Below are 12,747 nucleotides of genomic sequence, written 5' to 3'. Positions count from 1 at the left end.
AACAATGAGTTTGATGGGAATTGTCCTTTCGCTGGGCCTACTGATGTACCTGGCGTATCGCGGCATCAGTGTCCTTATCCTGGCGCCATTGCTGGCCATGCTGGCGGTGCTGCTGAGCGGCGAAGGCAACCAACTGCTGGGTACCTATACCCAGATCTTCATGACCGGCCTGGGCGGCTATGTGGTCAAGTACTTCCCGCTGTTCCTGCTGGGGGCCATCTTCGGCAAGCTGATGGACGACTCGGGCTCGGCCCGGGCCATCGCCCACGCCCTGGTGGGCAAATTGGGTGGCTCACGGGCGGTGCTGGCCATTGCCCTTGCCTGTGCGCTGTTGACCTACGGCGGCGTGTCGCTGTTCGTGGTGGGCTTTGCGGTCTTTCCCATTGCCGCCGCCCTGTTTCGTGAAGCCAATGTGCCCAAGCGGCTTATTCCCGGGGCCATCGCCATCGGTTCCCTTGGCTTTACCATGACCGCCCTGCCCGGCACGCCTGCCATTCAGAACGCCATTCCCATGCCGTTCTTCGGTACCGACGCCTTTGCCGCCCCGATCCTGGGGTTGATCGGCGGCCTGGTGATGCTCGGCTGTGGCTGGGGCTGGATGGAATACCGGGCCCGCAAGGCCCGGCTGGCTGGTGAGGGCTACGGCAACCATCCGGACAGCCAGGAACAGGCGTTCGATGCCAAGCATCTGCCGCCGCTGTGGGTGGCGCTGCTGCCCATCGTGCTGGTGGTGCTGGGCAACTACCTCTTTAGCAAGGTGTTGTTCCCGGCCCTTAACAACAGCTACCTGGCCGAGGCCAAGTTTGGCCAGACCGAGCTCAGCGCGGTACTGGGGATCTGGTCCATCATCAGCGCCCTGCTGCTGGCCTGCCTGGCATTGGTGGCCTTTAACTGGCGCCGCTGGGGCAACCTCAAAGACACCCTCAACAAGGGCACCCTGGGTTCGTTGCTGCCGATTTTCAACACCGCATCGGAAGTGGGTTATGGCTCGGTGATCGCCTCTTTGGCCGCCTTCGGGGTGCTCAAGGCGCTGATGCTGAACCTGTCGCCAGACAACATTCTGATCTCCGAGGCGGTGGTGGTGAACGTGCTGGCCGGCATTACCGGTTCGGCCTCCGGCGGTATGAGTATTGCCCTTAACACCATGGGCGACACCTACATGCAGTTGGCCACCCAGGCCGGGGTGTCGCCGGAGCTGCTGCACCGGGTGGCGGCCATGGCCTCTGGCGGGCTCGATACCCTGCCCCATAACGGCGCCGTGATCACTCTGTTGGCCATTTGTGGCCTAACCCATCGTCAGTCCTATCTGGATGTCTTCATGGTCACCATACCTGCGGCCCTGGCTGGCCTGGTGGTGGTGATCGGTCTTGGTAGCATGTTCGGTGCCTTCTGAGCATGTGTCAGGTGGCGCCCAGACGGGCGCCTTAAAGGAGGGTCTTATGGCCTCTGTCGTTCTGCCCCGGGTTATGGAAGTGGGTCCCGGTGTTCTTCAAAAACTTCCCGAACTGCTGGCCACTTTCGGCTGCAAAAAGCCGTTGCTGGTGACCGACAAGATGATGGTGCAGCTCGGTTACCTGGATAAGGTGCAAACCCTGCTGGCGGCCAAAGGCATCGACAGCGACGTCTTTGCCGACACCGTGCCCGAGCCCACCGCCGCCTCCATCCAGGCCGGGGTAGACAAGGTCCGCGCCGGCAACTTTGACGCCGTGGTGGCCCTTGGCGGCGGCAGCCCCATCGACAGTGCCAAGGCTATCGCCATACTGGGTAAGTTCGGCGGTGCCATCAACGACTACCGTTTCCCGCGCCAGGTCAACGAGGCGGGGCTGCCGATTATCGCCATCCCCACCACCGCCGGCACCGGTTCGGAGGCGACCCGCTTTACCATCATCACCGACGAGCAGACCGACGAGAAACTGCTCTGCGCCGGCGTTGGCTTTATGCCGGTGGCGGCCCTTATCGATTACGAACTGACCCTGACGGTGCCGCCCCGCACCACAGCCGACACCGGTATCGACGCCATGACCCATGCCATCGAAGCCTATGTCAGCAAAAAGGCCAGCCCCTACACCGACAGCCAGGCCCTGGCCGCCATGGGCCTGATTGGCCCGAACCTGCGCCGCGCCTACCACCAGGGTGACGATAAAGCCGCCCGCGAGGCGATGATGCTGGGCGCCAGCCTGGCCGGTATCGCCTTTTCCAACGCCTCGGTGGCGCTGGTGCACGGCATGAGCCGGCCCATCGGCGCCTTCTTCCATGTGCCCCATGGCCTGTCTAACGCCATGTTGCTGCCGGCGGTAACCGCCTGGTCCATCCCCGCCGCCGCCGAGCGTTATGCCGATTGCGCCAGGGCCCTGGGGTTTGCCCATATGGACGACCCAACCGAACTGGCCAACCAGAAGTTGCTGGCAGAGCTGGTGGCTATCAACACCGAACTCAAGGTGCCGAGTCCGGCGGACTTTGGTATCGACAAAGACCGCTTCTTCGCGGTGCGCCACACCATGGCCGAACAGGCCCTGGCCTCGGGTTCCCCCGGTAACAACCCCAGGGTGCCCAGCGCCGAAGACATCGTCACCCTTTACGAACAGCTTTGGGCCTGATGCCCAGCCCCCAAGGAGATTTGCCATGACTACCATCGGACATCTGATCAACGGCCAGCCCCGTATCGACGCGGCCCGTACCCAGGACGTGTTCAACCCCGCCACCGGCAAGGCCGAGAAAAAAGTGGCCCTGGCCCCCAAGGCCACGGTGGAAGAGGCCATTGCCGCCGCCCAGGCCGCTTACCCGGCCTGGCGCAATACCCCGCCCATCAAGCGGGCACGGGTGATGTTCCGCTTCAAGGAATTGCTGGAGCAGCACAGCGACAAGATCTGCGAACTCATCGGCCAGGAGCACGGCAAAATTGTCCATGACGCCGCCGGTGAACTGCAACGCGGCATCGAGAACGTCGAGTACGCCTGCGGCGCCCCGGAGCTGTTAAAAGGCGAGTACACCAAGAACGTCGGCCCGGCCATCGACGCCTGGAGCGAGATGCAGCCGCTGGGCGTAGTAGCGGGTATTACCCCCTTTAACTTTCCGGTGATGGTGCCCCTGTGGATGTTCCCCATGGCGCTGGTGTGCGGTAACACCTTCGTGCTCAAACCCTCGGAGCGCGACCCGTCCGCCACCCTCTTTATTGCCGAGCTGCTGCATGAAGCCGGCCTGCCGGCCGGGGTGTTCAACCTGGTCAACGGCGACAAGGAAGCGGTAGACACCCTGCTCACCGACCCACGGGTGCAAGCGGTGAGCTTTGTGGGCTCCACCCCGGTGGCCGAGTACATCTACGCCACCGCCAGCAGCCACGGCAAACGTTGCCAGGCTCTGGGCGGCGCCAAGAACCACGCCATCGTCATGCCCGACGCGGACATGGACAACGTGGTGAACTCCCTGCTGGGGGCCGCCTTTGGCTCCTCCGGCGAGCGCTGCATGGCGCTGTCGGTAGCGGTAGCGGTGGGGGACGCCGCAGCGGACACCCTGATCGAGAAAATGCAGGCCGGCATGCAGGGCCTGAAGGTCGGTGCCTACCACGACAAGCACAACGACTTTGGCCCGGTCATCACCCGCGCTCACCAGGAGAAGGTGGTGGGCCACATCACCAGCGCCGAGACCCAGGGGGCCAAGGTGGTGGTGGATGGCCGCCACATCCAGGTGCCGGGTTTTGAAGAGGGCTTTTTCGTCGGCGCCACCCTGATTGACCGGGTCACCCCGGACATGGACAGCTACCAGGCCGAGATCTTTGGCCCGGTGCTGCAGGTGGTGCGGGTCAACACCATGGAAGAAGCCATGGCGCTCATCAACGACCACGAGTATGGCAACGGCACCTGCATCTACACCCGCGACGGTGAGGCGGCCCGCTATTTCAGCGACAACATTCTGGTGGGCATGGTGGGTATCAACGTACCGCTGCCGGTACCTGTGGCCTACCACAGCTTCGGCGGCTGGAAGCGTTCCTTGTTTGGCGACCTGCACGCCTACGGCCCGGACGGGGTGCGTTTCTACACCCGCCGCAAGACCATCACCCAGCGCTGGCCCTCGGCCAACGTGCGGGAAGGGGCCGAGTTCTCCATGCCGACCATGAAGTGATTCGCTCCCCCGCGAGTCTTGGCCGCCTGCGGGCGGCTTTTTTTATGGTGGCCGGGTTGTCTTGCAGGGCGAGGACGAAAACGCCACCATTAACCGACTTTCAGGAAGGCAGGAACCCCCTTGACCACAAAACGCGACAAAGGCTCGGCCATCAGCCGGGTGCTGGAGATCATCGAGCTGGTGTCCAACGCCGAGGCGCCCCTGTCGCCGGCCGACATCGCCCATGCCCTGGATATTCCCAAACCCAGCATCCACAGGTTGCTGGCCCAGCTCAAACAGGACGGCTTCTTGCAGATGAACCTGCGCGGCCTGTGGGAGCCGGGCGACCGCCTTTACCAGCTGAGCATGGGCGTCTGGCACGCGGATCGTTTCAAGACCTCGCGCCAGGCCATACTGCAACGCTTAGCCGGGGCCGTGCAGGAAACCTGTGGCATCTCCATCCCCAACGGCCTGGAGATGGTTTATTACGACAGGGTGCAGGCCAACTGGCCGCTGCAAATCTACCTGCCCGAGGGCAGCCATACCCCCATCTGGTGTACCGCCAGCGGCAAGCTGTACCTGGCCTCCCTGCCCAAAGCCAAGCGCCAGACGGTGCTCGAGGCCCTGCCCATCAAGGCCATGACCCGCAACACCCTCACCGACCTCGATGCCCTTAACGCCGAACTGGATCGCATCGCCAAGACCGGCATCGGCACCGACGACGAAGAGTTCATCGACGGCATGGTGGCCTGCGCCCTGCCCATCAAGGACGGGCGTGGCAAGCTGGTGGCCTGCCTGTACAGCCATGCCCCCAAGTTGCGGCTGAGCCTTCCCGGGCTGATGGCCTTTGAGCCACAGCTGCGCCAGGCGGCAGAGGATTTAAGCCGGCTGGACGACACCGAGATATAAAAAAGGGCGCCTATTGCGGCGTCGGCATCGAAGATGGGCAGACTCAGGCTAGGGATGAACGCGGCCTTGCCCACACCGAATTGGCGTTGGCGGCTTTAAGGTCATGCTCGGCGGCCAGCAGGTCTGCCGGCTGCTGTTGCCCTGCCAAGAGGTTCAGGGCGTTGATGTCTTGGGCTATCTGGGTCTTGTAGCTAGCTAGATCGGCCTGGGCACTTTGGTAAGTGCTCTCGGTGCCGATCAAATCCACCTGCGAGTCCATCCCCAGGGGGAAACGTTTTTGGCTGATGGCCATGGACATCAGGTCGTTTGTCTGGTCGTACTTGGCGGCCACGGGGTGGAATACCCCGGCCACCATGCCAGCCTTTTCGGATGTCGGAACCGTCTTGTAACCGAAGTCGGTGCAGTTGTTCTCTGCCGAGACCTCTTCCTTACAAATTCCGCCCTAATGGACTTGAGCCTGCGCCTGAGTGCAGCAGCTAAGGCGGCTTGGCCCTGGCTACAAAAAAGCCGCCCTCAGGCGGCCAGGTTTACTGCGTAAAGGCGCTGACATCCAAAGGTGGCGCTGCCAGCAGCTTAAAATTGCGAACGTTAATCGCATGGAAGCTGAATTGGGTCCCCCCGGCAGGGTACTGCTTGGAGTCAAATTCGACTGTCCAGAGGTCATCCTGGTTGCCGCCAAAGCTCAGAGTAACCACATTGGAAAGCTGACAACTGGCGTTAGTAAGGTCGGCGCAGAGTTTCCCTGTACCAAAGTCGCGGTAACGGGTCATCTGCAGTTTGCCATCTTCCCAAGTCCAAAAACCGGGGTTGACGGATACATCCTGCTGAGTGAGGCCATCACCGTCGTAGTCGGTTGCCAACACATACTGTGTGGTGCCGTCGCTGTTGAACTGATACCAGGCATAACCCAAGTCTCCCTCCAGTGCGTCCTGGTAGTAGGCCAGCACCAAGGGCTGCTCGAATGCAGCCGCCGGCCAGGGCTGGGGTTTCATCAAGGGGAGGTTGTAGGGGTTACCCGAGACGAAGACCTGATCCGGCGCTGCCCGCAAGGTATTGATAAACCAGCTTTGACCTCCTGGTGCGTCCAGCTTAAGGCCCTGGTCGGTGGTAGACCACAGGAAGCTGTCATGGGTGTCCAGCCGGACGCCGGTGCCATCGGTATTGAATTGGAAGGGGGCAGCATAGCGGGTTTCGGTGCTGTCATAGCTCTCCCCCTGGGCTGGACTAGTGCGCTGCTCCATGGCGGGCAATGGCAGTTCCAAGGTCACCGGGGGCGACACAACCAGGGGTTGCTGGGCCTCGGCGGTGACGTACCACTTCAGATCATGCACGCTATATTCCGAGTCCAGGATATAAGGCTCACCATAGCCCGGGGCGTTAATATCACGTGCTAGGATACGCCGCTCCTCTTCCACCAGGATCTGTCCCTGGTTTTGCAGTATTGGCCTGATGACCAACTGGGTCAGCCAGGTTGAATGGGTCCAATTACCGGAAGTGAATGATTCCTCGAAAGACGGCTCATCGAGAACGACTTGCCAAGCGTTATTGCTGGCCTGCCAGCTAAAACCGGCAGGAGCGGTATTGAACGACTGGGATAGGCTGCCGGTACCGTCGTTTGACCATCGCCAGGTAGATTTTGAACCGCTGCTGCTAAAATCAGTTTCCCATTGATTCATGTCTACCGGTGGCGGCAGGGTAGTTCGGGGTAAGTTGTGTTCCCCTGCCAAATAAGGACTAATGGCGAGCATGAAGTCTTCCTGGGTCGTCTGCCGCTCGAACCAGTCCTGGTAGGCGGGAATATCATTGGCCAGGGCCAAGGTGTTGGCAGCCCCTGGCGGTAACGCAATACTGCCGTCGATAACGGCGCTTAGCAGGGTTGTCAGATTGCGCCATTGCCTGGGATTGGTCAGGTTCAGGGCATGGTCTAACTCGGCTTGGGTCTCTGGGGCACGCTGCAATTGCCGCCGAATAAGTCCGCCCATGGCGGTAGTAAAGGGCGAGATGGCAAGGCCGGTCACCTGGCCTTCGTCCAAGGCTGTGCCCCGGCTCCACAGCGCGTCTCCTTGTCCCAGCCAAGCGCTCAGCACCGCCTTGCTGTCGGTAGCGCTATGTGCCTCCAGGCTTAACAAAGCCCCGGCTTCCTGCTCGTCCAATACCAGTGAAAACTGGTAGCGACCATCGTTGTCGGCGGTGGTGGTCAAGGGGGTTTCCCGGCTGGACAGGGCCAGGGTCAGGGTAGCACCAGGCAGCGAAGTACCAATGATTTGCCCGGTCAATGTGAGCGGGTACTTGATGGCCTTCACCTTAAGGGTGCTTGTGGCGCTGGCCGAGGCACCTTGGTCGTCGGTAACAACCAGCTGAAAGGTCAGCTGGGTGTCTTCGTCGAGGTTGGGGGTGGTCAATTGCAGGCTGGCGGTATCGGTTCCCGAAAGCGCCACTTGGGGACCGGCGGTTTGGGTCCAATGATAGGTGCTGATTTGACCATCGTCGGTGACCTCGGCGGTCAAGGTTACCGCCTGATGCTCATTGACCTCCAGGTTAGCCAATTGGATAACGGGGCTTTGATTGGGGGGATCGCTGTCTCCGCCTCCGCCACCACAGCCGGTAAGGGTCAATAGGGTGGCCAGCAGCGTGCCTGATATTGGAAAATTGCGCATATACATCCCTGATACTAATGAAGTGACCCGATACCCAATGAATCATGGGTTTCGGTATATATATTTGTTATGAAAGAAATAATACCGAAATTCAGCGATTGTTTCCCACCATGGGGACTCATTAAGTCGCTTTCCCGGACTTTTTTGACGGAACCATCAAAAAGGGCGCCTTCGGCGCCCTTTTTCGTGGCTGCTCAGGCCGGGTCGTCTTCATGGACCGGCTTTCTGGCCGGGAACAGGCGGCGCACCAGTACGAAGAACAGCGGCACCAGGAAAATGGCCAGCACCGTGGCGGTAAAGGTGCCGCCGACGATACCTGAACCGATGGACACCCGGCTGTGGGCGCCGGCGCCGGTGGACAGGGCCAGGGGCAAGGTGCCGAAGATAAAGGCCAGGGAGGTCATCAGGATAGGCCGAAGCCGCAGTTTGGCCCCCTGCACGGCGGCGTCGAAGGCACTTTGGCCCTGCTGGTAGGCTTCTTCGGCGAACTCAACGATGAGGATGGCGTTCTTGGACGACAGCCCTATGGTGGTCAGCAGCGCCACCTGGAAGTAGATGTCGTTTTCCAGGCCAAGGCCCCAGGCGGCCAGGGCCGCCCCTATCACCCCAAGGGGGATCACCAGCACCACCGACAGCGGCACAGTCCAGCTCTCGTAGAGGGCGGCCAGGCACAGGAATACCACCAGTACCGACAGGCTGTAGAGCATGGTGGTCTGGCCGCTGGACAGCCGCTCCTGGTAGGACAGGCCGCTCCAGGCATGGCTGACCAGCTGCCCTGGCAGGGCGTCGGCCAGGCGGGCTATTTCGTCCATGGCCGCCCCGGAGCTGACGCCGTTACCGGCCCCTTGCAGCTCGAAGGAGGCGTTGCCGTTGAAGCGGTTCAGGCTCTGGGGGCCCGAGGTCCAATGGACGCTGGCGAAGGCCGAGAAGGGGGTCATGCTGGTATTGCCGTCGGCGTCGGTACCCCGCACAAACCAATGGCGCAAGTCCTCGGGGCTGGCTCTGTAGGGGGCATCCCCCTGCACATAGACCCGCTTGACCCTGTCCTTATCCAAAAAGTCGTTCACGTAGCGCCCGGCCCAGGCGGTGGACAGGGTGCTGGTGACGTTATTGAGGTTAAGGCCAAGGGCCGAGGCCTTGGCGTTGTCGATGTCGATCTTCAGCTGCGGGGTGTCGCTGATGCTGCCCTCGCGGATGGCGGTCAGCAGCGGGTCCTGGCGGGCGTCGGCCAACAGCTGGTCTTTGAGGCTACCCAGTTGGTCCCTGGAGGTGCCGGCATTGGCCAGCAGCTGGAAGCTAAAGCCGTTGCTTTGGCCCAGGCCACGGATAGGGGGCGGCGACATGGCAAAGACCCGGGCGTCGCGGATGGACGCCAGGGCCTTGTTGGCCCTGTGGGCGATGGCGGCGGCGCTGTTCTCGGCGCCAGGCCTCTGGTCCCAGGGCTTTAACGAGATAAAGGCCATACCGGCATTCTGGCCGCTGCCGCCGAAACTGAACCCGGAAATGGTGAAGATGGTGTTGATGTTGTCCTTTTCCTGGGTCAGGTAGTACTGCTCTATCTGCCGGGCCACCGCTTCGGTGCGTTTGACCGAGGCGCCGGTGGGCAGGTTGAACTGCACCATGGTGGTGCCCTGGTCCTCGTTGGGCAAAAAGCCGGTTGGCAGGCGGGTCATCAGCACCGCCAGGGCCGCCACGATCAGGCCGTACACCAGCATCCAGCGTACCGGCTGGCGCAGCATCTTCAGCACCCTGTTGCCGTAGCGCTGGGTCAGGCTGTCGAAGCTGCGGTTAAACCAGCCGAACAGGCCCTTTTGGCTGTGCTCGGCGTCGCTGGCCTTAAGCAGGCTGGCGCAGAGGGTGGGGCTCAGGGTCAGGGCCACCAGCACCGACAGCACCATGGACGACACCAGGGTGATGGAGAACTGGCGGTAGATGACGCCGGTGGAACCGCCGAACAGGGCCATGGGCAGGAACACCGCCGACAGTACCACGGCGATACCCACCAGGGCCGGACTGATTTCCTTCATGGACTTGATGGTGGCGGCCCGGGGCGACAATTTCTCCTCGTGCATCACCCTTTCCACGTTTTCCACCACCACTATGGCGTCGTCCACCAACAGGCCGATGGACAGCACCATGCCAAACAGGGTCAGGGTGTTGATGGAATAGCCGAACAGGGCCAGCACCCCGAAGGTGCCCAGCAGCACTACCGGCACGGCGATGGCCGGGATCAGGGTGGCGCGCCAGTTCTGCAGGAACACGAACATGACGATCACCACCAGCACCACCGCTTCGAACAGGGTTTTGACCACCTCTTCGATGGAGATCTTGATAAAGGCGGTGCTGTCGCGGGGATAGGCCACCTGGTAGCCGGCCGGGAAGCTGCCCTGCATCTGGGTCACGGTCTGGCGGACCAGCTCGGCTGTGGTCAGGGCGTTGGCCCCAGGGGCCAGCATTACCGCCATACCCGACGCCGGATGGCCGTTCAGCCTGGGCAGGGCGCCGTAGCTTTCACTGCCTATTTCCACCCGCGCCACGTCTCCCAGGGTGACCTGGGCCCCCTGGGGGTTGGTCTTGAGGATAATGGCCCTGAACTGCTCCGGGGTTTGCAGCATGGACTGGGCGGTAACGGTGGCGTTCAGCTCCTGGGTGTCGGCGCTGGGCAAGCCGCCGATGCTGCCCGCCGCTACCTGGGTGTTCTGGGCCTCAAGGGCGCTGGTGATGTCGGCGGGGATCAGCTGGTAGGCCGCCAGCTTGGTGGGGTCCAGCCAGATGCGCATGGCGTGCTGGGCACCGAACACCCGCACGTCCCCCACCCCTTCCAGGCGGGCTATGGGGTCTTGCATGCTCGACACCAAGAAGTCGGCCACGTCGTTGGAGGTGGCGGTGTCGGTGACATCAAAGAGGGCGAATACCAGCAGGAAGTCGCTCTGGGACTTGGTGACCGTCACCCCCTGGGCCTGCACCGAGGTGGGCAGGCGCGACGTGACCTGCTGCACTTTGTTCTGAACCTGCACCTGGGCGGTGTCGGGGTCGGTGCCCTGCTCGAAGGTCACGGTGATCTGGGCCCGGCCGGCACTGCTGCTGGACGAGCTGAAATAGAGCAGGCCGTCGATGCCGGTCAGCTGCTGTTCGAGGATCTGGGTGACGCTGTTTTCCACCGTCTGGGCGTCGGCGCCGGTGTAGGTGGCGCTGATGTTGATGGTGGGGGGCGCCACGTCCGGGTATTGGGCCACCGGCAGGGTGCGGATGGCAAAGAGGCCGGCCATCATGATGATGATGGCGATCACCCAGGCAAAGACCGGGCGGTCGATAAAGAAACGGGCCATGGCTTAGCCCCCCGTGCTGGCGGTCAGGGGGTCCAGGGCCAGGGGTTTGACCACCTGGCCGCTGCGCACCTTGTCGGTACCTTCGAGGATCAGGCGGTCGCCATCAGCCAGGCCCTGGCGGATCACCCAATCGTCACCCAGGGCGCGGTCGGTCACCACCAGGCGGCGAGCCACCTTGCCGTCCTGGTCCACCACCCAGGCATGGGCGGAACCGTCGTTGTCGCGGATCACCCCTTGTTGGGGGGCCAATATGCCCTGGCGTTCCACCGCTTCGGTGAGGGTGGCCCGCACGAACATGCCCGGCAGCAGTAGGCCGTCGGGGTTGGGGAAGCTGGCCCTCAGGGTCACCGAGCCGGTGGCCGGGTCTACCGCTACTTCCTTGAACTGCAACTGGCCCTTGAGGGGGTAGCGGCTGCCGTCTTCAAGGGTCAGGGACACTTCAGTGCCGCCGGCCTGGGCGCCCTGGCCCAGGCGGGTGCGCAGTTGCAGCAGGTCCTTGGCGGACTGGCTCAGGTCTACAAAGATCGGGTCCAGGCTGCGGATGGTGGCCAGGGCCTGGCTCTGGTTGGCGGTCACCAGGGCCCCGGCTGTGGTACTGGAAATGCCGATACGACCGTCGATGGGGGCTCGCACCTGGGTGCGGTCCAGGTCAATCTTGGCGCTGTCCAGTGCCGCCTGGTAGCGGGCGACGCTGGCCTTGGCCTGCAGGTAAGTGGCGTGGGCGTCGTCGGCGTCCTGCTTGGACACCCCCTTGCTGCGTACCAGGGCCTGGTATCTGTCGTCCTTGAGCTGGGCGGTGTGGGCGGCGGCCTGGGCTTCCAGCAGGTCGGCCTTGGCCTGGTTGTAGGCGGCCTGGTAGCTGGCGGGGTCAATCTGGTAGAGCAGCTGGCCCTTGTGGACGCTGCTGCCCTCGCTGAACAGCCGCTGCTCGAGGATGCCGCTCACCTGGGGCCTGACTTCGGCGGTCAGGGACGCGCTGGTGCGCCCTTGCAGCTGGGTTTGCAGGGCGATGGGGCCGGCCTTGAGGGTGACTACCCCCACTTCCACAGCGGGGTGGGCGGCAGCAGCCGGGGCAGCCTGGTCGTTACAGGCCGTCAGCAAGGTGGCCAGGGCCAGCAGGCCGGCGAGGGGAAATAATTTTGTCATCTGAATACTGCTTCTTTGACGGATGCGCGCTCAGGGTAGAGTGCGCAATTTAGGCCGCTAGACCAAGGTGCAAACCGGTAAAGGGACGTAAAGAAATGTATGGCAATCATTGCCGGTTGTTTTCAATGTATACAGAGCGCCGGCGTCCGGCCATGGCCCTTGTCGCCTGTGGCCGGCGGCCCGGCTCTGGGGAGGGAGAGGCGATATGAAGGCATGGTGGCAGCGCTACCTTGACTGGCGCCAACGCCAGTATTGCCGGCGGCAACTGGCCAGGGCCTTTGCCCAGCAGCTGGACAGTGCCCGCCATAAGGAAGAGCAGGCTTGGCACTGGGGTCGCTGCGGCGCCATAGAGCGCCAGGCCCTGGCCCGATGCCAGGTATTGCTGGCCTGGCCAAGGGGCGAGAGCCTGGGGGACTTTTTGGCCAGGTGCCGCCCGGCCTTGGCGGCCCTGGCCCAGGATTACCGCCTGGACCCGTCGGACCCGGACGGTTACGGCCTGGGCACGGTGCGCCACTTCGAACGGCTGCTGGAAGGCTGGCAGCCCTAGGGGGCCATATCCACCTGCAGCGCCCGGCTGGCACTGCGGCCCTTGTCGTCGGTGACCGCCA

At 62.9% G+C, this 12,747-nt stretch carries 9 protein-coding genes; 5 read left to right on the top strand and 4 right to left on the bottom strand.

Annotated features, from left to right (window positions below):
* The first annotated feature begins 13 nt into the window (after positions 1-13).
* From B3C1_RS05335 to B3C1_RS05320, 4 genes are all read left to right on the top strand, one after another.
* Positions 14-1,393 (top strand): GntP family permease, encoded by a 1,380-nt coding sequence (locus B3C1_RS05335; protein WP_008483420.1) that lies wholly within the window; start codon positions 14-16, stop codon positions 1,391-1,393.
* A gap of 46 nt (positions 1,394-1,439) precedes the next feature.
* Positions 1,440-2,597 carry an iron-containing alcohol dehydrogenase gene (locus B3C1_RS05330; protein WP_008483419.1) on the top strand — a complete coding sequence of 386 codons (1,158 nt, stop codon included), beginning with the start codon at positions 1,440-1,442 and terminating at the stop codon, positions 2,595-2,597.
* Positions 2,598-2,622: 25 nt separating this feature from the next.
* Positions 2,623-4,119, top strand: coding sequence for a CoA-acylating methylmalonate-semialdehyde dehydrogenase (locus B3C1_RS05325; protein ID WP_008483417.1), 1,497 nt, complete (start codon positions 2,623-2,625; stop codon positions 4,117-4,119).
* Between the two features lie 120 nt (positions 4,120-4,239).
* Positions 4,240-5,007 (top strand): IclR family transcriptional regulator, encoded by a 768-nt coding sequence (locus B3C1_RS05320; protein WP_008483415.1) that lies wholly within the window; start codon positions 4,240-4,242, stop codon positions 5,005-5,007.
* A gap of 43 nt (positions 5,008-5,050) precedes the next feature.
* On the opposite strand, the gene B3C1_RS05315 is transcribed toward B3C1_RS05320, so the two are convergent.
* From B3C1_RS05315 to B3C1_RS05300, 4 genes are all read right to left on the bottom strand, one after another.
* The gene (locus B3C1_RS05315) at positions 5,051-5,359 is read right to left on the bottom strand and encodes a TolC family protein (RefSeq protein ID WP_192813346.1); all 309 of its coding nucleotides are present in this window, start codon (positions 5,357-5,359) and stop codon (positions 5,051-5,053) included.
* 175 nt (positions 5,360-5,534) lie between these two features.
* On the bottom strand, positions 5,535-7,664 hold the full coding sequence (locus tag B3C1_RS05310) for a PKD domain-containing protein (RefSeq protein ID WP_008483413.1): 2,130 nt from the start codon (positions 7,662-7,664) through the stop codon (positions 5,535-5,537).
* A 194-nt stretch (positions 7,665-7,858) separates the two neighbouring features.
* Positions 7,859-10,993 (bottom strand): efflux RND transporter permease subunit, encoded by a 3,135-nt coding sequence (locus B3C1_RS05305; protein WP_008483412.1) that lies wholly within the window; start codon positions 10,991-10,993, stop codon positions 7,859-7,861.
* 3 nt (positions 10,994-10,996) lie between these two features.
* A complete protein-coding gene (locus B3C1_RS05300) occupies positions 10,997-12,139 on the bottom strand; it encodes an efflux RND transporter periplasmic adaptor subunit (RefSeq protein ID WP_008483411.1) in 1,143 nt (380 codons plus the stop codon).
* 205 nt (positions 12,140-12,344) lie between these two features.
* Here B3C1_RS05300 and B3C1_RS05295 point away from each other — a divergent pair, with 205 nt between their 5' ends.
* On the top strand, positions 12,345-12,686 hold the full coding sequence (locus tag B3C1_RS05295) for a hypothetical protein (protein ID WP_008483410.1): 342 nt from the start codon (positions 12,345-12,347) through the stop codon (positions 12,684-12,686).
* Positions 12,687-12,747: the final 61 nt, after the last annotated feature.

The sequence above is a fragment of the Gallaecimonas xiamenensis 3-C-1 genome, assembly GCF_000299915.1.
Classification (GTDB): domain Bacteria; phylum Pseudomonadota; class Gammaproteobacteria; order Enterobacterales; family Gallaecimonadaceae; genus Gallaecimonas; species Gallaecimonas xiamenensis.
The sequence above is the reverse complement of the archived record's forward strand: the minus strand, read 5'-3'. Positions and strand labels throughout refer to the sequence as shown.